This is a genomic window from Catenulispora pinistramenti, assembly GCF_018274385.1.
Classification (GTDB): Bacteria; Actinomycetota; Actinomycetes; order Streptomycetales; family Catenulisporaceae; genus Catenulispora; species Catenulispora pinistramenti.
The window spans coordinates 1-20,367 of record NZ_JAAFYZ010000114.1 but is presented as its reverse complement, the minus strand read 5'-3'; the positions used below and the strand labels follow the sequence as shown (position 1 = coordinate 20,367).

23 protein-coding genes are annotated in these 20,367 nt (G+C 70.0%); 15 read left to right on the top strand and 8 right to left on the bottom strand.

All coding sequences use genetic code 11. The annotated features are described in order from the left end of the window. Positions 1-86: 86 nt before the first annotated feature. Positions 87-665, top strand: coding sequence for a hypothetical protein (locus tag KGQ19_RS28280; protein WP_212014256.1), 579 nt, complete (start codon positions 87-89; stop codon positions 663-665). Between the two features lie 97 nt (positions 666-762). On the opposite strand, the gene KGQ19_RS28275 is transcribed toward KGQ19_RS28280, so the two are convergent. Beyond that, complete coding sequence (locus KGQ19_RS28275; protein ID WP_212014254.1) at positions 763-1,848, bottom strand: M48 family metallopeptidase; 1,086 nt, start codon at positions 1,846-1,848, stop codon at positions 763-765. A 152-nt stretch (positions 1,849-2,000) separates the two neighbouring features. On the opposite strand from KGQ19_RS28275, the gene KGQ19_RS28270 reads away from it, so the two are divergent. The 8 genes from KGQ19_RS28270 to KGQ19_RS52110 all read left to right on the top strand — a co-directional run bounded on the left by KGQ19_RS28270 (position 2,001) and on the right by KGQ19_RS52110 (position 8,819). Beyond that, positions 2,001-2,174 carry a hypothetical protein gene (locus KGQ19_RS28270; RefSeq protein ID WP_212014252.1) on the top strand — a complete coding sequence of 58 codons (174 nt, stop codon included), beginning with the start codon at positions 2,001-2,003 and terminating at the stop codon, positions 2,172-2,174. A 77-nt stretch (positions 2,175-2,251) separates the two neighbouring features. Further along, entirely contained in the window at positions 2,252-2,419 is a 168-nt protein-coding gene (locus KGQ19_RS28265; RefSeq protein WP_212014250.1) for a hypothetical protein, read from the top strand. Between the two features lie 38 nt (positions 2,420-2,457). Beyond that, complete coding sequence (gene nadD, locus KGQ19_RS28260; protein WP_212014248.1) at positions 2,458-3,126, top strand: nicotinate-nucleotide adenylyltransferase; 669 nt, start codon at positions 2,458-2,460, stop codon at positions 3,124-3,126. After that, positions 3,123-5,357 carry an LCP family protein gene (locus tag KGQ19_RS28255; RefSeq protein ID WP_212014246.1) on the top strand — a complete coding sequence of 745 codons (2,235 nt, stop codon included), beginning with the start codon at positions 3,123-3,125 and terminating at the stop codon, positions 5,355-5,357. Before nadD ends, KGQ19_RS28255 begins: the two co-directional genes overlap by 4 nt. 80 nt (positions 5,358-5,437) lie before the next feature. Continuing rightward, positions 5,438-5,965, top strand: a complete 528-nt coding sequence (gene rsfS / locus KGQ19_RS28250) for a ribosome silencing factor (RefSeq protein ID WP_212014244.1) — start codon at positions 5,438-5,440, stop codon at positions 5,963-5,965. Between the two features lie 56 nt (positions 5,966-6,021). Continuing rightward, a complete protein-coding gene (locus KGQ19_RS28245; RefSeq protein ID WP_230419572.1) occupies positions 6,022-6,711 on the top strand; it encodes a histidine phosphatase family protein in 690 nt (229 codons plus the stop codon). 229 nt (positions 6,712-6,940) lie between these two features. After that, positions 6,941-7,369: a GNAT family N-acetyltransferase gene (locus KGQ19_RS28240; RefSeq protein ID WP_212014242.1), complete on the top strand. Its 429-nt coding sequence runs from the start codon at positions 6,941-6,943 to the stop codon at positions 7,367-7,369. 94 nt (positions 7,370-7,463) lie between these two features. Then, the gene (locus tag KGQ19_RS52110) at positions 7,464-8,819 is read left to right on the top strand and encodes a cytochrome P450 (RefSeq protein WP_212014240.1); all 1,356 of its coding nucleotides are present in this window, start codon (positions 7,464-7,466) and stop codon (positions 8,817-8,819) included. Positions 8,820-8,882: 63 nt separating this feature from the next. Here the strand turns inward: KGQ19_RS52110 and KGQ19_RS28230 are convergent, their stop codons facing one another. Genes KGQ19_RS28230 through KGQ19_RS28220 form a run of 3 tightly spaced genes read right to left on the bottom strand, consistent with a single transcriptional unit; the run spans position 8,883 to position 10,930 of the window. Beyond that, positions 8,883-9,353, bottom strand: a complete 471-nt coding sequence (locus KGQ19_RS28230; protein ID WP_212014238.1) for an NUDIX hydrolase — start codon at positions 9,351-9,353, stop codon at positions 8,883-8,885. Then, positions 9,350-9,691, bottom strand: coding sequence for a VOC family protein (locus tag KGQ19_RS28225; RefSeq protein WP_212014236.1), 342 nt, complete (start codon positions 9,689-9,691; stop codon positions 9,350-9,352). The genes KGQ19_RS28230 and KGQ19_RS28225 overlap by 4 nt, the downstream gene beginning before the upstream one ends. Before the next feature lie 36 nt (positions 9,692-9,727). Then, positions 9,728-10,930, bottom strand: a complete 1,203-nt coding sequence (locus KGQ19_RS28220) for a phosphotransferase family protein (RefSeq protein WP_307856534.1) — start codon at positions 10,928-10,930, stop codon at positions 9,728-9,730. 45 nt (positions 10,931-10,975) lie between these two features. Between KGQ19_RS28220 and KGQ19_RS28215 the strand changes: the two genes are divergently transcribed. Continuing rightward, the gene (locus KGQ19_RS28215) at positions 10,976-11,407 is read left to right on the top strand and encodes a GNAT family N-acetyltransferase (RefSeq protein ID WP_212014235.1); all 432 of its coding nucleotides are present in this window, start codon (positions 10,976-10,978) and stop codon (positions 11,405-11,407) included. 4 nt (positions 11,408-11,411) lie between these two features. Here KGQ19_RS28215 and KGQ19_RS28210 read toward each other — a convergent pair whose 3' ends face one another. Together KGQ19_RS28210 and KGQ19_RS28205 are read right to left on the bottom strand one after the other, a co-directional pair. Next, complete coding sequence (locus KGQ19_RS28210; RefSeq protein ID WP_212014233.1) at positions 11,412-12,461, bottom strand: alpha/beta fold hydrolase; 1,050 nt, start codon at positions 12,459-12,461, stop codon at positions 11,412-11,414. Between the two features lie 319 nt (positions 12,462-12,780). Then, positions 12,781-13,374: a TetR/AcrR family transcriptional regulator gene (locus tag KGQ19_RS28205; protein ID WP_212014225.1), complete on the bottom strand. Its 594-nt coding sequence runs from the start codon at positions 13,372-13,374 to the stop codon at positions 12,781-12,783. Between the two features lie 120 nt (positions 13,375-13,494). Between KGQ19_RS28205 and KGQ19_RS28200 the strand changes: the two genes are divergently transcribed. From KGQ19_RS28200 to KGQ19_RS28185, 4 genes are all read left to right on the top strand, one after another. Continuing rightward, complete coding sequence (locus KGQ19_RS28200; protein WP_212014223.1) at positions 13,495-13,869, top strand: VOC family protein; 375 nt, start codon at positions 13,495-13,497, stop codon at positions 13,867-13,869. After that, positions 13,866-14,873 (top strand): LLM class flavin-dependent oxidoreductase, encoded by a 1,008-nt coding sequence (locus KGQ19_RS28195; RefSeq protein ID WP_212014220.1) that lies wholly within the window; start codon positions 13,866-13,868, stop codon positions 14,871-14,873. The genes KGQ19_RS28200 and KGQ19_RS28195 overlap by 4 nt, the downstream gene beginning before the upstream one ends. Before the next feature lie 376 nt (positions 14,874-15,249). Beyond that, complete coding sequence (locus KGQ19_RS28190; protein WP_212014218.1) at positions 15,250-15,468, top strand: hypothetical protein; 219 nt, start codon at positions 15,250-15,252, stop codon at positions 15,466-15,468. A 74-nt stretch (positions 15,469-15,542) separates the two neighbouring features. Further along, positions 15,543-15,761, top strand: coding sequence for a hypothetical protein (locus KGQ19_RS28185; protein WP_212014216.1), 219 nt, complete (start codon positions 15,543-15,545; stop codon positions 15,759-15,761). Positions 15,762-15,838: 77 nt separating this feature from the next. Here the strand turns inward: KGQ19_RS28185 and KGQ19_RS28180 are convergent, their stop codons facing one another. Continuing rightward, positions 15,839-17,008 carry a hypothetical protein gene (locus KGQ19_RS28180; RefSeq protein WP_212014214.1) on the bottom strand — a complete coding sequence of 390 codons (1,170 nt, stop codon included), beginning with the start codon at positions 17,006-17,008 and terminating at the stop codon, positions 15,839-15,841. A gap of 73 nt (positions 17,009-17,081) precedes the next feature. Continuing rightward, on the bottom strand, positions 17,082-18,416 hold the full coding sequence (locus KGQ19_RS50075; RefSeq protein ID WP_230419565.1) for a glycoside hydrolase family 16 protein: 1,335 nt from the start codon (positions 18,414-18,416) through the stop codon (positions 17,082-17,084). Positions 18,417-18,994: 578 nt separating this feature from the next. On the opposite strand from KGQ19_RS50075, the gene KGQ19_RS28170 reads away from it, so the two are divergent. Next, on the top strand, positions 18,995-20,335 hold the full coding sequence (locus KGQ19_RS28170) for a L,D-transpeptidase (protein ID WP_212014212.1): 1,341 nt from the start codon (positions 18,995-18,997) through the stop codon (positions 20,333-20,335). Positions 20,336-20,367: the final 32 nt, after the last annotated feature.

The following is a 20,367-nucleotide window of genomic DNA, read 5'->3' as shown; positions in this document are numbered from 1 at the left end:
CGCATCAAGTAGCCTTTCGCCCATCATGTCCGTGTCGCGGCCCGGGGGAGTGGGGCCGTGCCTGATCAGGGTGGGAAAGGCCGTCCGTGGCCGAGGACAAGCACCAGATGAACGCCGACGAGCCCGGCGACGCGCCCATACTCTCCGAGCGGGAGTGGGCGGCGTTCGAACGCTCCTTCACCAAGGAGTCGACCAAGACCGCGACCTTCAAGGAGCCGTCGGCCCGGCAGCGTGAGCTGGGCCAGAAGTGGCGCCGGGCGCACCCCCGGGACACCGGCTGGCGCACCGACGGCACCCCGGCCGACCTCGACGCCGTCCCGGTCCCCGCCGACGACCACGGCGGCGCCGTGAGCTACGGCACCGAGCGCCGCCGCCGCTGGCGCCGCAACGTCGCCTGGGTGGTGCTGGCGGCGCTGATCACCTCGGCCGTCATCGGCGTGCCCCGGCTGTTCTCCTCCTCGAAGGGCGGCAACGAGCGCAATCCGAACGTCCCCCCGGCCTCCGGCACCCCCGACGGCTCCGGGACCACCGCCAGCGCGTCGGCCTCGGTCTCCGCGGCCGGGCAGGACGCGGTGCGGTTCTCGGTGGCGGGGTTGGATTATCAGTTGGTGGGGCTGGACTATCAGTCGGCGATGGTGGCTCCGGGGCGCAGCGTCTCGCTCTGATACGGGTCGCCGGGTCGCCCGCATCCTGCGCTGCTCCAGTAGCCGAACAGCAAACGGCCCCGACTCCCACAGGGGCCGGGGCCGTTCACTCGACACCTTAAATTCCGTCCTCGTCGCCGTCCTCGTCCGGCACGCCGTCCGGACCCCGGTTCGGCCCCCACTTCCGGTACATCGTCTCCCCGATCCGGCTGCCGACCCCGGCCACCTCGTCGGCGAAGCCGCGGACCTTCGTCAGCAGCGGGTCGGTGGTCTTCTCGAAGTTCTCCTTGTACTGGTTCGCCGCCGCCTTGGCCTCCTCGCGCACGCTGGCCTGCGGGTCGTCCTCGCGCCGCGGGTAGGTGCCGCCGAGGATCCGCTGGTAGTCGCCGGACTCGACCCAGCGGGTCAGCTCCAGGGCGCGGATCGAGGTGTAGGGGTGGGTGCGCTCCCGAAGGCTCATGATCTTCAGGATCGACTCGCGCAGGCCGCCGCCGCCCTCGTGCTCGCGGGCCTGGTCCAGGAACGCGATCGGGTTCATCTCGGCCAGGTGGGAGCCGCCGGCCAGCTTCATCAGGGAGCGCATGGCGGCGTCCAGGTCCTGCTCGACCAGCAGGCCGGCCCGGTCGCAGGACAGCTCGGCCTTGCGGAACCACTCCAGCAGGGCGTTGATGAACATGTCGATGCCCCACTTGCCGATGGGCATCCAGGACAGCTTGGTGGCGAAGTTCGTCAGCCAGAACAGCATCGTGCGGTAGACGGCGTGGCCGGAGAGCACGTGGCCGGCCTCGTGGCCGACGACGAAGCGCATCTCCTCCTCGTCCATCAGCTCGTACAGCCCGGTCGTCAGCACGATCGTCGGGCGTTCCATGCCGATCGTGAAGGCGTTCGGGATCGGGTTCTGGACCACGTACATCTCCGGCATGAAGCCGATGTCCAGCACGTCCACCGCGTCCTGGAGCATCGTCTGCAGCCGCGGGAACTGCAGGTCGCCGACCTTGACCCCGTCGGCCAGCAGCGAGAGCCGGATCTTGCGCTCGTCGATGAAGCCGGACAGCTTGCGCAGCAGCATGTCGAAGCCGTCGATCTTGCGCAGCGCGACCAGGGCGGTGCGGTCCGCGGGATGCTCGTAAGCCCGGGAGCTGATTCCGGGGAACCGCTGTCGGCTCCGCTCCGGCGTGTTCTCAGATCCATCGCGTTCCGGCATACAGGAACCCCCTTGTAGACGTCTCTATAGCTCACAGTAGACCCGGCGCGGCCCTCATGTGGGCGCTCTGGTGGCCGCCGGTGGAGCTCTCAAGGTAGGGACGCGCGGACCTGCCGGGGAGTTCCCTATAAGCGCGGCGTACTGTGGTCGCCATGCATGTAGTTCACTCGATCTTGATGGGCACCCCGAGCCCGTTCCCCCAGGACAACGCGCCGCACACCGCGGGCTGGCTGCGCTGGTTCATCCTGGGTGCCATCATCCTGGTCGCGCTGCTCGCGTGGGCGTGTCTGCGCGGCTATCGGAACCACGACTCCGAGGGCGAATAGCCCGCGCGGCTGACGGCGTCCGCCAAGCGGGTACCCTGCCGGGATTCCGGTACCCGGCACCCCCTATGCTGACCTCCATGTCCGCAATCTCCACCGCCACGCAGGCCGCGCACGTCCTCCTCGCTGAGGGGACGGCGCCCGAGAAGACGCACAGTGGGATCAACCCGCCGCTCAACGGCGCGATCGTGCTCGTCGTCCTGCTGATCCTGCTGTTCGTGACCACCCGTCTGAACAAGGATCGGTAGTCCCACTACCGGTCCCTGACCGGGTAGGGTGGCGCGCCATGACCACTCATCCGACGCCCGAGCCGCAGGCCGCCGGGGCGGCCGGTGCCGCCCGCCGGCGCCGGACGCGGCTGGGCGTGATGGGCGGCACCTTCGACCCCGTGCACCACGGCCACCTGGTCGCGGCCAGCGAGGTCGCGAGCCTGTTCGGGCTCGACGAGGTGGTGTTCGTCCCGACCGGTCAGCCGTGGCAGAAGACCGATCACCGGGTCTCCCCCGCGGAGGACCGGTACCTGATGACCGTGATCGCCACCGCCTCGAATCCCCGGTTCTCCGTGAGCCGGGTCGACATCGACCGCGGCGGGCCCACGTACACCATCGACACCCTGCGCGAGTTGTCGGCCGAACGCGGCCCGGACACCGACCTGTTCTTCATCACCGGCGCCGACGTCCTGGAGCAGATCTTCTCCTGGCAGGACGCCGAGGGTCTGTTCGACCTCGCGCACTTCATCGGCGTCACCCGCCCCGGCCACCAGCTGGCCGACCCGGGCCTGCCGCCGGGGAAGGCCTCGCTGGTGGAAGTGCCGGCCATGGCGATCTCCTCCACCGGCTGCCGTGAACGGGTCCGGCACGGGGAACCGGTCTGGTACCTGGTGCCCGACGGCATCGTTCAGTACATCAACAAGCGGGGGCTGTACCGGGACACCCCTGGGACAGGGACGACATGAGCTGGCCGGGGGAGAACGGTCCGCCCACGAGTGGGGGCGCCGGAGGACGCGGCCGGCGACGGCGCACCGACAGCCCTCCTGAGGATCCGTATGAGGCCCCTCAGGGCCAGGGAGCCTCCGGGAGACACGGCTCGGGGGAGTACGAGCGGCCGGCGGAGTACGTGGCGCAGGCGGAGCAAGAGGCCGCGGCGTACGACCAGTACAACGGGTACGCGGATCCGGCCTATTACCAGGGCGGCGCGTATCAACAGCAGCCGCAGGACCCGTATTACGGACAGGGCTACGCCCAACCGGAGCAATACCAGTCCCAGGACTCTTACCAGCCTCAGGACCAGTACCAGTCCCCGGACCCGTATCAGGGGCAGTCATACGGATACGGGAACGCCGGCTATCCCGAGGCACCCGCGCAGTACCGGAACCTTGATTCCTCGGGCTTCTACCAGCCTACGCAGCAGCCTTCACAGCAGCCCGCGTACCAGGAACCGCAGCAGCCCGCGTACCAGGAACCGCAGCAGCCCGCGTACCAGGAACCGCAACAGCCTTCCTATGAGTACGACCCCTATAGCGGCGGCCAGGCACAGCAACCGGCGGCCTACGAACCGTTCCCCCAGCAGCCTTCCTATCAGGAACCGACTGGCTACATAGAGCAAGGCCCCTATGTAGAGCAAGATCCCTATGCGGAACCAGCTGCTCCGCGCATCTCGGCCTTCCCGAACATGCCGGAGCCGGTCGCGGCCTACGCGCCGGACCCCGAGCCGGTGCCCGCGCAGCAGCAGCCCTTCGAGCCGGCGGCCACACAGCAGCAGTTCGAGCCGGCGGCGCGCGCGGTCACCACGGAGACCGCGGCCGAGGCCGCCGAGTCCGGTACCAACACCGGCGAACCCGAGGCCGAGCTGACCAACTGGCTCCAGTTCGTCGGCGGCGACGACCGCCGCGCCGAGCGGGCCCGGCGCCGCCGGATCCAGCTCATCTCGCTGGCGACCGTCATCGTGCTGTTGGCGGTCGGGGGCGGCCTGTGGTTCGTCCTCAAGGGCGGCGGCGGGACGAAGGCGACGCAGACCACGGTCCTGCTCCAGGTGAAGGACTCCAACGGCAACGCCGTCGGCAACGTGGTGCTGGTCGCCGACAAGAACGAGGTGGCTGGCAAGTCCGATCCGTCGGGCCGGGGCGCGGCGCTGCTGATCCCCTCCGAGCTGAGCGTGGAGTCCGCGGCGCTGGACAGTCAGCCGTTCGGCGGTGCCATGCCGAGTTCGGCACCGGCCGGCAAGGACGCGCTGACCACGCTGCTCGGGGTGGACGTGGACGGTGTCTGGTCGATGGACGAGCTGACCTTCGCCGCCTTGCTGAACAACCTGATCGGCGTGTCGGTCAACGTGGACCCGGCCTCGGCCGCCGCGGTGGTCGACCCGCAGACCGGCAAGCCGCTGTTCCAGGCCGGGACCCAGGACCTGACCGGCGACAAGGCCGCCTTCTACGCGGTCGACCGGCCCAAGGGCGAGCCGCCCTCGGCCCAGCTGGCCCGGTTCGGCCAGGTGGTGCAGGGGATGCTGGCGAAGATCCCGCACACGGCGTCGACCACCGCGGCGGTGCTGAACAGCCTGGCCGCGGTCCCGGACCCGGCGCTGCCGAACGCCAAGCTGGCCTCGATCCTCACCGCGCTCGGCGCCGAGGAGCAGGGCAACCGGTTCGCCGAGCAGTCGCTGCCGGTGCAGGCCGACGGCTCCGGGGTGATGGACCTCGACAAGGCCTCCACGGTGGTCGCGAACCTTCTGAACGGCGCGTCGAAGGCGAAGGACAACGGCGGTCTGACCCGGGTGTCGGTGGCCGACGGCACCGGCCGTTCGGACACCGTCTCCAGCCGCGCGATGGCCGAGTCCAAGCTGGTCGGCGGCGGGTACACCCCGCTGGACCAGGGCGTGACCCAGCAGACGCCGAACACGTACGTGATCGTGCCGAACCAGGGCGCGATGTCGCTCGGCCACCAGGTGGCCCTGGCGCTGGGGCTGCCGGACAGCGCGGTGCGGGTGACGCCGTTCGACACCACGCTCACCGACGCCCGGGTGGTGCTCGGGACGGACTGGACGCAGATCGGGCAGGTGCCGGCGGACCAGCCGACCGGTGCGCCGGGGTCGACCGCTTCGGGATCGGGGAACACGTCGGGCCCGGGGACGGACGGCGGGACCGGGACCGGCTCCGGTACCGCGTCGGGCTCGGCCCCGTCCGGCGGCTGACCGCCTATCCTCGCACTCCGCCCCGGCGCGCATGAGATCCTGGTAACCGCCCAGCAAGTGACCACGAACGGAAGAACTCCATGACCGCAACCGACCGTGCCCGGGAGCTCGCCATCGCGGCGGCCCAGGCGGCGTCCGACAAGGTGGCCGACGACATCGTCGCGTACGACGTCAGCGACGTGTTCGTGATCACCGACGCCTTCGTCCTGGCCTCCGCCAACAGCGACCGCCAGGTGCGCGCGATCGTCGACGGCATCGAGGAGCGACTGCTGGAGCTCGGCGCCAAGCCGGCCCGGCGCGAGGGGGAGCAGGAGGGCCGCTGGGTCCTGCTGGACTACATCGACATCGTGGTGCACGTGCAGCACGCCGAGGAGCGGACGTACTACTCGCTTGAGCGGCTGTGGAAGGACTGCCCGCTGATCGAGCTGCCGGACTCGGTGACCAACGGCCGCAGCGAGCGGCCGGCCGGCGCCGAGACGGTCGCCGGTGCGGAGTCCGTGGTCGCGGCGCAGGACGACGGTCTTGAGGACGACGACTTCCAGGACGAGGACTTCGAGGGCGAGGACTTCCAGGACGACGGCGAGCCGGCCGGCGGTCCGGGCGCGTGAGCGGGAACCAGGACGGAGGCATAGGGGCCGGCACCGCGCCGGCCCCGGTCGCCCAGATGCGCGACTACGAGCCCACCGAGGCCGCCGCACTGGACCGCGCCACGCAGGTCAACGGCGCCCGCAACGTCGTGCTCTGGCGCCACGGCCGCACCGCCTGGAACCTGGAGCGCCGCTTCCAGGGCCAGACCGACATCCCGCTGGACGAGGTCGGCCTGGCCCAGGCCGAACGCGCCGCCCGGGTGCTGGCGGGCCTGGGCCCGAGCGTCATCATCGCCTCCGACCTGATCCGCGCCACCCGCACCGCCGAGACCCTGGCCCACCTCACCGACCTGCCGATCACCCTGGACGAGGGCCTGCGCGAGACCTACGCCGGCCGCTGGCAGGGCCTGAACGACGACGAGATCATCGCCCGCTACCCGGAGGAGTTCGAGGCCTTCCGCCACGGCGAGCCGATCCGCAGGGGCGGCGGCGAACTGGAGACCGAGGTCGCCGACCGCGTCGTCCCGGCCATCCTGCGCGGCCTGGAGAAGGTCCCGCCCGGCGGCACCCTGGTGGTCGCCACCCACGGCGGCGCGGCCCGCGTGGCCCTCGGCCGCATGATGGGCCTGCACTACGACCTGTGGGGCGCCCTCGGCGGCCTGTCGAACTGCTGCTGGTCCATCCTCGGCGAGGCCCGCCGCGGCTGGCGGCTGCTGGAGCACAACGCCGGGACGCTGCTGGAGCCGGTGATCGGGGACGACGAGTAGGCAGTGCTTTGGGGCGCGCCTGCGTTGTGTGGAGATGGCGAGCCTTGTGCGGGCGGAATGCGGCAGGCGTCGGCGGTCGGGCTAGCCGGCGCGGCTTGAGTCCGGAGCGGCGCGGCTTGAGTCCGGAGGCGGCTGAGCGGTTCTCCTGGGTCCTCGCCCTGTCGTGCGGGCAGTCCGGATAGCAGTCAGTGAAAGCGTCACCGTCCAGCTCGCACCTAGCCTCATCCCCATGCCGGCTCCCGAACTCCGCCCCGCGATCGCCACCGACCTCCCCGCCGTCCTCGCCTTCTGGCGCCTCGCCGCCGAGGACGCGCACCGCCCCGCCGACAGCGCCGCCCTTCTCGAAGCCCTGCTGGCCCGCGACCCCGAGGCACTGCTCCTCGCCGTCGATCCGGCCACCGCCGAGCTGGTCGGCACGGTGATCGCCGGGTGGGACGGCTGGCGCTGCCACCTCTACCGCCTCGCCGTCCACCCCGACCGCCGCCGCGCCGGCATCGGCCGCCTGCTGGTCGACGCCGCCGAGGCCCGGTTCCGTGCCGTCGGCGGCGCCCGCGCCGACGCCATGGTCCTGGATGACAACGACCTCGCCCACCGCGCCTGGCGCGCCGGCGGCTACGTGCCGCAGGCCGAGTGGTCCCGGTGGGTCAAGGCCCTGTGACCTGGGCCCTGTACTCGCCGACATCTGGGCTCTTCCACCCCGCCGGCTCCTGGCGCTCTTCCGCCCCGCCGCCCTATTGCGGCACGCTGGAACCGTGACGGCCGAGATCTTCCACCCCGCGACCTACGCCCAAGCCGTCCCCTACGACCGCTTCGCCGAACTGCGCCGCACCACGCCGGTCTGCTGGATCGAGGAGCCGGCGGTCGGGGCGTGGCCGGCGGGGTCCGGCTACTGGGGTGTGTTCGCCCACGCCGACGTCAAGCGCGTGCTGCGCGACCCCGACACCTTCTCCTCCCACCTCGGCGGCACCCAGATCCGCGACCCGGAGACCTCCAGCGACCTGGACTTCGTCCGCGCGATGATGCTGAACCAGGACCCGCCGGCGCAGTCCCGGCTCCGGCGCATCGTGGCGGCCGCCTTCACCCCGCGCGCGATCCGCCGGCTGGAGGAGACCATCGCCGACCGGGCCCGGACGCTCGTGGACGCCGTCCTGCCCGCCGGCCACGCCGACTTCGTAGAGGTCGCCGCCGACCTCCCGGTATGGACCCTGGCCCGCATCATGGGCGTCCCGGACCGGGACCGCCGGCTGCTCTACGACTGGGCCAACCGGGTGATCGGATATCAGGACGCGGACTACGCCGGCCTGAGCACTGCCGACGCCGCGGCGCTGAGCCCGCTCGGCCGCGCGGCGCTCGCCGAACGTCCCGCGTCGATGACCCGCCCCGACGGCCGCCCGCTCAATCCGCGGTCGCGGGTCGGTCTGGCCGACATGTACGCGTACGCACACGGCCTCGCCGCAGCGGCTACCGGCCTCGCAGCCACTACCGACCTCGCCGCCACTGACAGCAGCGCCGCCACCGACAACAGCGCCGCCGCCGATCGCGACACCGGCATCGTCGGCCGCCTCCTCGCCGAAGGCCTGACCGACGCCGAGTTCGAGAACATGTTCTTCCTCTTCGCCGTCGCCGGAAACGAAACCCTCCGCAACGGCATCCCCGGCGCCCTGCTGACCCTCCTCCAGCACCCCGACCAGCTCGGAACCCTCCGCCGCGACCCCGAGACGCTGCTCGGCCCGGCCGTCGACGAACTGCTCCGCTACTGGCCGCCGGTCATGCAGTTCCGCCGCACCGCCACCCGCGACGTCACCCTCGGCGGACGAGACCTCCGCGCGGGTGACAAGGTCGTCGTCTACCACGCCTCGGCGAACCGGGACGAGACAGTCTTCCCCGACCCCGACCGCTTCGACATCACGCGCAGCCCGAACGACTACGTCAGCTTCGGCTTCGGCCCGCACTACTGCCTCGGCGCGCACCTGGCCAAGACCCAGATGCGCGCGATGCTCGGCCAGGTCCTCACTCGGATGCCGCACGTCCGGCCGGCCGGCGACCCGGTCCGCCTGACCTCCAACTTCCAGAACGGGCTCAAGCACCTGCCGATCCGTTGGGACTAGCTGATGCGGCAGCGGCAGTGGCAGCCCCGCCCCCGACCTCGCCGCTAGAGCGCCGTCCCCGCGCTACCCCTCCCGCTCCGCGAGCAAAGCCTCCAACCGATCGATGAACGCCGCCTGCGCACTGTTGATCTTCTCCCGTGCCGCCTCCGGCCCGAACCACTCACCGCGGTCCACCTCCGGGTACTCGCGAATCACTCCGGACCGCGGCGGCCATTCGAGCTCGAACAGGTTGCTCACCAGCGTCGTCACATCGAAGTCCGCCTCCGCGGCCCACGCCGTGACCACCTTCCCGCTCTTCTGCCGTACCGACCCGAGTTCCACCAGCCCCGAGGCCTCGACCTCGGCCCCGGTCTCCTCGCGCAACTCGCGTACGGCCGCCGCCACCGCGACCTCGTCGCCGGTGTACTCGCCCTTCGGGATCGACCACCAGCCCGCGTCGCGCTTCGTGAACAGCGGCCCGCCGGGATGCACCAGCAGCACCCGCAACTTCCCGTCCTCGACCTGGTACATCAGGATTCCGGCACTCTGCTTCACCGCGGCACCTGCCCGAACGCGATCTCGCTGCCGTCCGGGTCCACATACGTGACCTTGCGGACGCCGTTCGGATACGTCTCCTGCTTCGCCGGCTCCACCCCGCGCTCTGCGGTACCGGACAACACGGCGTCCAAGTCCTCGACGATGAGCGTCTGCAGGGCATGGCCGGCGTTCTCGGGCCGCTGGACGATGTAGAGCAGGCGGCCCTCGTCCAACTGCCACACCGCCTCGGTCTCGTGGGGGAAGAAGGAAGGCTCGGCGCCGAGCAGCTTCTGATACCAGGCCAGTGACGTTCGGAAGTCGTCGACGGCGACTCCCGCGAACAGGTTGAGGCTCATTGCCTCAGTCTCCCGCCTGCGCCGAGGTGCGCGCGATCAACGGCGCGGCGAGTAGGGCGGGAACTTGACCGGATCAGTCAGGTCCAGGTCCGTGTCGGGCCAGCGACGGCGCAGAGCCTCGGCCGCGCGCCGGAACCAGCCGGCGAGGTGGGGCAGCGCAGCGTGGGCTTCGGCGGTGCGGGCGGTCGCCTCCAGCGTCTCCACGAGTTGGAGCCGGCTGTCATCGCCCGGCGGACGTGCGTCGAGCATGGCGAACCGTTGCAGCCGGAGCAGCGCCCACGACGCGCAAGCCGCCGCCAACCCGAATCCGTATCGCCGATCGTCCCGCGCCTCAGGCACTCCCCGGGCCAACGCGTGCCGGTAGTGGTCGGCGAGACCGTTGGCGACCGGGTCCCCGACGGACATCCAGCGCGGCCCGGGCACGTGGAGGCACACCGCGTCGAGCAGCGCGTGGCCGTAGCCCGCGGCTTCGAAGTCGATCAACCGGGCGTCGGCGGGGCCGGGGCCCGACGGGTGAATCAGGATGTTGTTGGACTCCGCATCCCCGTTGCTCAGCGCGTGGAACGCCCCGGGCTCGCTCAGTTCGGCGAGCCCAGCCGTCAGTTCGGACGCGGCCGACCCGCCGATCGGCGTTTCCAGAGCCGCAGCGGCATCGTGCCCACGTTTCCACAGCCCGGCGCAGCGATCCTGCACGCCCGTGCCCGGCGAACTTACTGAACTGACTGCGCTACGTCGCACGCGATACAACTCCTCGCGCCCGGCAGTACCGGCGCCCAACTCGCCCAACGTGCGTGCGAAGACGGCCAGCCGCTCGTGATGTGCCGCCGCACCATCGCGGCAGATGAGCAGATCGAGCGCGACGCGGGGCGCGAGGTCCTCCAGCACGAGGAAACCGGCGTCCGCATCCTCGGCGAGCACCCGCGGCGTGATCGCGAGTCCCAGATCGTCAGACAGGAACCGCAACGCGGCCGCCTCGGTACCCAGTCGCCAACGCTCGGTGCGGGCCCGGCCCACGCCGGCCCGCACCCACTTCACGATCACCGTCAGATCAGCACCGCCCAAACTGTCCCCGCCCCCTGAGACCCGCGCCCGCGCGATCGCCCACGGCTCGATCCGATCCCACCGCTCGACGGCCACGGGCATCCCGTGCACCGCCGTCAAACGGGCTTCAAGCGCGGCCGGGCCTGGGATCTCTGCGGAAGTGGGCATCCGCACAACATAACCGGCGACGACCGGCACTGCGTCGAATGCCTCCCGGCCCTGGTCGCGACCTAGGATCCGGATATGTCCGTCGAGATCGAGGTCCTGCAGACCCCCACCGCCGAGATTGTCGAGGCGTTCGCCCGCCTCCTTCCGCAACTGTCGACCAGCGCCACCCCGCTGGACGCGGACGCCCTCAGCCAACTGGCCGACTGGCCCGGGCTGACCACCCTGCTCGCCCGCCACGACACCGCCATCGTCGGCACCCTCACCCTGGTCACCTTCCCCACCCCCACCGGCCTGCGCGCCTGGATCGAGGACGTGGTCGTGGACGAGTCGGCCCGCGGCCTCGGCGTCGGCGCCGCCCTGACGAACGACGCGATCCGGCGCGCGCAGGAGGCCGGCGCCCGCTCCCTCGACCTGACCTCCCGCGCGTCCCGCGCCGCGGCCAACCGGCTCTACGAACGGCTCGGCTTCGCCGTGCGCGACTCGAAGCTCTACCGGTTCGCGGGGTAGTCCGTTATTCGATGCCTGACGCCTTGGTGAACTGAGTCACCAGGGAGATGAACCGGCCGGAGTCCTGGACGAGCATCGCGTGGCCGGCGTCGGGGAACATGACCAGCTTGGCGTGCTTGGCCCGCGCGGCGATGATGCTCGCGTTTCCGGGCGGGGTGATCTTGTCGAGGGAGCCGTTGGTGATCAGCATCGGGATGGTGCTGTCGGGCAGCTTGTCCCAGGTGCCCTCGAAGGACCCGTACGCCTGTCCGGCCTGGTATTGACGCAGCAGCGTCTCGTCGCTGACCTTCTCCGGCGGGATCAGACCGAGTTGCTGGATGTACGCGGTCCGCGCGGCGGTGGCGTCGGCGGGGAAGAGCAGGTCCATCATCTGCGGCCCCGTGGTCTTGGGGCTGTTGAGCTCCTCGGCCACGGCGGGCGGCGTGTTGACGGCCTGGCTGCCGCCGAGGTCGCCGCCGGTGCTCACGAGCGCGCTGATCGCACCCGGGTGGAGCGCGGCGACGGTCAGGCCGATCTCGCCGCCCATCGACCAGCCGAGCAGCGCTGGGTGCCGCAGACCCAGCGCTTTGATCAGACCGGCGGTGTCGTCCGCCATGAGCGCGATGGTGTCGGGGACCGAGGTGTCGTCGGTGGTGTAGCCGACGCCGCGGTTGTCGAAGATCGTGACGTGGTAGTGCTGGCCGAGCTGGCTCAGCAGGTTGACTGTCCAGTCGCTCATGGTGCCGGTGTCGCCCATGACCATGATGAGTTCGGGGCCGGAGCCGAACTGGCGGTAGCCCATCTTGATACCGCCGACCGGGATCAGACGCACCGGCCCGAGGAACGCGCCCGGCCCGCTCAGGGCGGTGTTCGGGACGATGGTCGACGCCGCCGGGGTAGCGGTCGTCGCCGTGGCCTGCGTGCTCGGCTTGCTGCCCGGCTTACTGATCGGAGCGCTGGTCGCGGACCCGCCGCCGGACGAACAGGCGACCGCTCCGAGGGCCACCGTGGCGACGGCCACGGCCAGCCGAGGCAGGGTGGTGAGGGCACGCGGCGTGTGGTGCGATGCGGACATGGGGGACCTCCGTGCTGAACATGTGCGGGTGGGGCGTCGAGCAAGACGAGCTGTGGGCTGTTCCGCCGCTCAGACGTGGGCGCCCGGGCGGTAGCCGTTGTCGACTAGTCGGTCGTTGTCACGTCTAAGAGCATCCGCCGATGCGCCCCGCACTACTTCAACCCGGGGGTGGAACCAGGGTTGAAGTCCGCTTCAACCCGGTGTGACGTGACTCGACAGGCGGCGCCTGTGTCCCGTCTCAAATGATCTTTCCCATGGCTATGGCCCTGAGCCGCGGCGACCAAGTGGGTTGAGATAGCAAGAGGACGGCTTTCGCTGTCTACGTCGTCGGCATCACGAGTTCGGGTCCGCACAGCTCGGCGATCTCTGATGCGAGGGCCGTGAACGGAAGGGGCCGAATCGCCTGTTGAACAACGGTTCCCAGCAGGTAGGACAGTAAGGCGTGGGCGCGGGGGGCCGCGTGCGCGATCGGGATGTCAGTCAGGAGTGAAGCCAGCAGCTCGGTGGCCGCGTGATGCATGCTGTCGATGGGACCGGTCCGGGACCGTTCGCCGGCGTCTACCCAGTAGGCGAACCACAGCCGTGCCGTGCCCGGCTGGTGGGTGAAGATCTCAAGATAGGTGCGCACCGCGGCCCAGAAACGCTCGGAGGGATCGGCATAGCGGTCCGCGGCGGCTCGGACCAGGCTCAGAAACGCGGCCAGGTGCGCGGCCATCGCCGCGTCGACGATCTCGTCCATGTCCTGGAAGTAGTAGTGGATCGCGCTCTTGGTCAGCGGGCTCTCGTCGGCCACCGCGCGGGCGGTGCACGCCGCCAGACCGTCGCGAGCCAGGATCCGCTGGGCCGCCTCGATGATCTGCCGCCTCTTGGCGGCGTGCTTGGGCGAGAGCGGCTCGGGCTCGGATGCGGTCACGACCACCAGACTAACGGTTCGGCTTGCATAGTCAGGACACTCGTCCTAAGTTTTCAGGACGGACGTCCTGAAAATCTCGACGCCCGACACGCTACGGACCCGCGAACGGAGCCACGCACCGTGACACCGCCTTTCGTCTTCATGGACCTGCGAACCGCCGACATCGAAACCTCGCGCGACTTCTACACCCGGATGTTCGACTGGACGGTGAACGAGCTCTCCGCCGGCGGGGCGGCAGTGCCACTGTTCGGCGACGCCGACCAGCCGTGGGGCGGCTTCACCACGCTGACCGCGGACGACCGACGAGCACCACAGTGGGTCCCCTACGCCCCGGTCGACAATCTGGACGATGCCCTCTCACGCGCCATCGACCTCGGCGCGACACTGATACGGCCGCGCACAGATCTGCCCGCCGGCTCCGTCGCCGTCATCCAGGACCCGGGCGGCGCGACCATAGCCCTGTGGCAGGCGGCGGCCACCGGAGCAACGACGTGACCGACCGACCCGCCCTCTCCTGCGCTCTGGCACCGACCGCAGATGTCGTCGCCCAGGCCCGGCTCGCCGAACAGCTCGGCTACCGCCGCGTCTGGCTGACCGATGCTCCCGCCCTGTACGGAGACCTATGGGTGGCGATGGGCCGCATCGCCACCGGCACCGAACACATCGGCATCGGTGCCGGCGTGACAGTCCCAGGCCTGCGCCACCCGATGGTCACCGCCTCGGCGATCGCATCCGTCGAAGAGCTGGCGCCCGGCCGCCTCATCATGGGGCTCGGCACCGGCTACTCCGCACTGAACACCCTCGGACGCAAAGCCTCCACCTGGGCGCAAACCGCTGCCTACTACCGCCAAGTCCGCGCGCTGCTGGACGGACAGACCGTCGACATCGACGGCCGAGCATGCCGGATGATGCAGCTCCCCGAACTCGGCGCGCGACGCCCGATCAAAGTCCCGCTATGGCTCGCCGTGTCCGGCCCGAAAGGCATTGCGACAGCCAGAGAGCTCGCCGTCCCCGGAGTCATCTGGACCAGCACCCCGACGGAGCACGGCGACTGGCCCGACTCGGCACTGCTGCGATTCGGCACCGTGCTCGACCCCGGCGAGGACCACACCCACCCCCGAGTCCTCGAGGCCGCCGGACCCGGCTACACCGCAATGGTGGTGCACGCCGCCTGGCAGCACTCCCCAACCGCGGTCGACCGCCTTCCCGGGGGCACGAAATGGCGCGAGCAGGTGGAACAGGAACAGCCCACAGAGCGCAGGCACACCATCGTTCACGAGGGCCACATCGTCCGCCTCGTAGACCGTGACCGAGACGTCGCCACCGCCGCCGGGCCGACACTGCTGGACATCGGTTGGACCGGCAACGCCGCCTCGATACGGGACCGATTCACTCAAGCCGCTGATTCAGGCGTCACCGAAGTCATCTACATCCCCGCAGGCCCCGACATCGCACGGGAGCTGACAGCGTTCGCCTCCGCGGCGAGCTTCTCCGCGTAACCGAAACGAGGCCCCCGCCTGTCACCAGATGCCCGGCCAGCAGGAAGCGGGTCGAGAAGCACGGCCGACCGACGAACCAGATCATCCGACGCGACGAGCACATCGGACCAGATCACCTGACACCGGGGCCAGGCCTACTGAGACGGGACAGCCTGGTCACGGTCTCGACCTGGGTCTCCTTGCGGTCAGTGATTCCATGGTCGGCACCGGTCGGCCAACCTACTCGGCACCGACGCACCCGTGGCCGCTCACACTTCACCCCTGCCGACGACCGGGTCCAGGTGCCGACTATCGAGTCCAGTCACACGGATACGGATTCCAGCTCTCCCGGCCCCGCCCCTTGATGCGAAAATATGTTCGAGTAGGATCCGGAGGCGTGGAACCCCTCATCCCCTTAGCTCGTGCCGTGGCCTCCGAGGTCGACCGTCTCGGTGGCTTCCCGGCCGCCGTCCACATCGACGGGCGCCGGTCGGTGGTCGTCGTCGAAGGCCTGGCCGGCCCGGAGACCGCTGCCCGGATCCAGCATGCGCTCGGGCGGGTGCGATTGCGGGTGGAGGCCGACGGCGTCGGTCGGCTGCGCGTCTACCCGAGTTGAGTGGGGGAGGGGGTGCGGCGGGGCCTTGGCGGGATGCCCGCCGGCTGCCGCGTCCGCCGCGGGACGCACGCCGCGTGGAGCCGCGGCAGAACGCGATCTGGGTGCGGGTCGGCGGGCGCTGGTTTCCCGGCCACATCCAGTGCTGGTTCACGCACCGGGGACGCTGGGCGTGCTGGCTGTCCTACCAAGCCGATCCGGCGCACCCGACGGTCGCGGCGGTGTGGGGGCTGTTCGCCTACGAGCCGGCGGCGATCGTCAGCCGGGCCGTCCACCCGACGCCGCCCGAGTCCTGATCCGGGCCCATCCTGATCCGGGCCCAGATCCTGATCGGGCCCGCACCAAAGCGCGAGTCCGAATCAAACCACCGTGCTCAGCCGCCGCGCTTCTGAAGCGCCGCGCCCGAAACCGCGGGCAGCTGCCAGACCGTGGCATCCTGCGTCCCCTGCACGATCCCGGCCACCAACCCGTTGTCGTTCAACTGCTCCGGCTCGCTGTACTGCCCGCTGGTCGGCGCCAGCGTCGTGACCTGACCCTGGTACCAGACCACCCCGAGCCCATAGGAATCCGCCGCGGTGTTGCCGAGCACCTGCCCGACGTTGTTCACCGCCGTCGGGAAGAACGCCGCCCCGAGGTCGGTGAGCTGCCCGTTCTGCCACACGAACCCGTGCGCGGTCGTGGACCCGGCCGGCAGGAACGTCCCGACTACCTGCCCCGCGTTGTTGAGGCCGGTCACCGTCTGCACCCCGGTGCCGAACGTCGTCTCGACCCCGTTCGTCCACAGGAACGGAGTGCCCTTGCCCTGTGCGCTCGCGACCAGCACCTGCCCCTGCGCGTTCAGCCCGGCGGCCGTCCCGATCCCGAGGTCGGTGAGCTTTCCGCCGATCCACACCACCGCGTGCTGGTCCCCGGACGGGGTCAGGCTGTAGCCGGCCGCCGTGCCCGCATCGTTCAGATACATCGGGGCCGTGTAGCTGCCGCCGAGGTCCGGGAGCACGGTCGGCACCCCGCTGTTCAGCAGCGCCCCGACGGTGACGCTCAAAGAAGTCTGCGACTGTCCGGCGATCTCCCCGGCGGTGTTGACGGCGTTCGCGAAGCTGTTGCCGTACAGGGCGCCGAAGTCGGTGCCGTTCGGACTGCCGCCCTTCCACTCGTAGGCGTGCACGTATCCGAACCCGTAGTTCCCCCCGGTCCCGACCACGTCACCGCCGGCGTTCACCGCGTTGGCGATGCTGTAGTCCTGGTTGGCTCCCGGCGGCAGGTCCACGAGTGTCCCGCCGTGCCACACGAAGCCGTGGATCTGGCCGCTGACGCTGTGCGCGCCGGTGACGTCCCCGTTGTCGCCGACCGCGGTGGTCCACGAATTGGCCCCGGCGTTCAGGTCGGTTCCCGGCACCGAGGTCGAGTCCGACGCCGGCGCCGAGTCCGACCCCGACGGCACCCCCGATGACGCCGACACTGCCGAAGCCGACGACCCAGAAGCCGCCGACAACCCCGCAGCGCACACGGCGGCGACGACAGTGAGTGTTCTGCGCTTGATCATGTGCTACCCCGTCTACTAGCACGCGACCCCGGAACACCGAGGTGTCCGGGGTCGCGCGGTCTAACCGATCAGATTACGGAAGCGTCCATTTCTGGGCGTTGGTGCCGTTGCAGTCATAGATCTGAACCTGCGTGCTCCACGTAGTGGTCGCCCCGGGCACGTCCAAGCACTTGTTGGACTGTGGGTTCAGGAGCGATCCGTTGGACTGTGGAATGAAGACCTGCGACCCGGTGCCGTTGCAGTCGTACAGGTCCACCTTGGTCCCGTCGGCGGTGCCGGCGGCGTCGACGTCCAGGCACTTGCCCAGGACATGCAGAGTACTGCCGGCCTGTACCACGGACCACTGCTGTGCAACTGAGCCGTTGCAGCCGTAGATCTGTACCGGGTTGTAGTCCGCGGTGCTCGAGTTCTGGTCGTCCAGGCAGATGTTGGAGCCGACGCCGGAGTAGATCGGGCCGCTGCCGGGCGGCGGCGGGGGCGTGCCGCCGCCGCCGGAGGTGGTGTAGGCCGCGACGTAGTCGACCTGCATCGTGCCGCCGGAGGAGGTGGCGCCGGTCGGTGTGGTGCAGCCGCACACACCGTTCGGGAAGGCGCCGCCCATCGCCAGGTCGAGGATGATCGACAGGTTGTGGTCGTAGGCCTGCTGCCAGGTGGCGGTGCCGACCTGGCCCTCGCTGACCGAGAAGTACTGGTTCCCGTCGAGGTAGAAGGTGATGGACTCGTTCGAGGTGTTCGTGCGGTCCAGCACCATGGTGTAGGTGTGGAAGCCGGACTGGCAGCCGCCGCAGGCCTGCAGGCCGCTGCCGATGCCGTTGCCCTCGTTGCACGGCCCGCCCGGGTCGGTGCCGCAGTGGATGGTGCCGGCGACCTCGGACAGGGCGTTGACGTCCTCCATGATGTCGATCTCGCCGTTCTCCGGCCACTGGCCCGGCCCCAGCATCCAGAACGCGGGCCAGTAGCCCAGACCGCCGCTGGGCTGCTGGATCGAGGCGGTCACCATCAGCTTGCCGCCGGCCGGCGCGCCGACGTTGGCCGAGGTGGTCTGCACGCGGCCGGAGGTCCAGTTGCTCCCGCTGCCCTGTGCGGTGATGTCGAGGTTGCCGTTGCCGTCCAGGTGGACGTTGGCGGTCGAGTTGGTCATGGTCTCGATCTCACCGGTGCCGAAACTGGAACCCGGTCCGGTGTCGTACATCCACTGTCCGTCGATGCCGCTGCCGGCCGCACCGCCGAAGTCGTCGAGGAACACCTGGCTCCAGCCCGACGGCGGTGGGGGCGCCGAGGCCTGGACCGCGCCGCCGGGCACGGCGGCCCAGGCGACGAGGGCGACGGCCAGCGGTGCGGCCAGGGCGGCCAGGCGCCGGAAGCGTTTGCGGGCGGAGCGGGGGGCTTGCGGTGGGGATGGTGTCATGGGGTCTCTCCTGAGTTGACGCACCACGAAAGCCCGCGGCGTCGGAACCCGGATCCGCGACTCACACAGCCGGTCATCCCGCGTCCGCGAGGTCTATACCATTGCGCGCGCATGCATTATGAAAGCGCTCTCACGGGGGGCTGTCCAGCACAAGCGGCGAAGAATTTTGAGAGTCCGTCAGATCGGGCCTTACCGCGAGACCCCGGGCTGGGACATCACCGGTGGGTGGCGCCGATCGATGCTTGGAAACGTCCGAACGGGCATCTATCAATGGCCTGAGAGTGCACGGGGGAACCGGTGTCGGACAACAGACAAATACCCGCCAACCGCGCGGTGCCAAGGACTGTATATCGAGCTCAGGGCCGGTGAACCTCGCATGTTTGTACCGGAACTGTCACGATGAGGCTCTCTGCGGGTTTCGCCAGCAACCTCAGGGCAGGCCTTGACGTCTAGGTGGGTGTACGGAATCCTGCCGAGTCCGGCCCGCCACACGCTGTGCCGGACTTGTCACGCGACGTACTCATAAGCCATCGAACGCTTCACTGGCTACGGATTTTTGCTCATTCAAGGAGGGGCTTGTGGCACGTCAGCACGGCCGGGGTGGGTCGGCCGGCGTCGCCGGCGACGTCCGGCGCGTCACCGTCCGGCCCGCATGGCGCCGCGCCGCCCAGCTGACCGCGGTCGCCGCCGCGGCGACGCTGTTGGCGGCCGGCTGCGGCAGTTCGTCGGGTTCCAAGCCGTCGGCGATGAACCCGGTCGCCCACGGCGGTTCCGCGCCCGGCGCGGCCGGCGGCACCAGCGCGACGGCCACCACGCCGTCCGCGCCGGCGACGCCGCTGGTGCTCAGCGCCAAGCCGGCCGACGGTGCCACGAACGTCGACCCGGCGCAGGGCATCCAGATCAGTGCCGCCGGGGGGAAGATCGAGTCGGTGTCGGCGCAGGACGCCAAGGGGGACAAGGTGGCCGGCACGCTGGCCGCCGACGGCTCCTCCTGGGCCTCCACCGGCACGCTGGCGATCTCCAGCAGCTACACGGTGACCGGAAAGGCGCTGGACTCCACCGGTACCGAGAAGGACATCTCGGCGAAGTTCACGACGCTGACCCCGCAGAAGCGGCTCGGTCTGGACAGCTATTTCCCGAACGACGGGGAGACGGTCGGCGTCGGGCAGCCGGTGTCGGTGACCTTCACCAACCCGCCGAACGAGAAGGACCGCGCGAACGTCGAGAAGGCGATGGTGGTCACCACCACGCCGCACGTCGACGGCGCGTGGAGCTGGATCACCGCCACCCAGGTCGACTGGCGTCCGCAGAGCTTCTGGGCCTCGGGCACCAAGGTCCAGGTCGCGATGAACCTGAACGGCGTCAAGGCCGGTGACATAACGTACGGCTCGTTCACCAAGAGCTTCGGCTTCACCATCGGCCGCGACCAGCGCGCCATCGTGGACACGAAGAACTACACCATGCACGTCTACCAGGACGGCAAGGACATCAAGGAGATCCCCACGGACACCGGCATGTCCGGCTACAGCACGTGGGGCGGCACGATGGTGGTGCTCGACAAGCAGCCGCTGATCGAGATGAAGTCCTGCTCGGTCCCCGGCTTCAGCTGCACCCCGGGGGTCGGCAACTACTACGACCTCAAGGTCTACAACGACGTGCACCTGACGCCGTCGGGGACCTACATCCACCAGGCGGAGTGGGACAACTCGATCGGCACGGACAACACCTCGCACGGCTGCGTGCACTTGAAGCCGGCCGACGCGACGTGGTTCTACAACTTCATCAACGTCGGCGACCCGGTCACCATCAACGGCGAGCCCGACCAGGTGCACAACGGCAACGGGTACACCGACTGGAACGAGAGCTGGAAGACCTGGCTCGCCGGGTCGGCCGCCGGGCTCTCGACCGCCGGACAGTGACGCGGGGCTGAGTCTTCAGGACAACAGGAAGC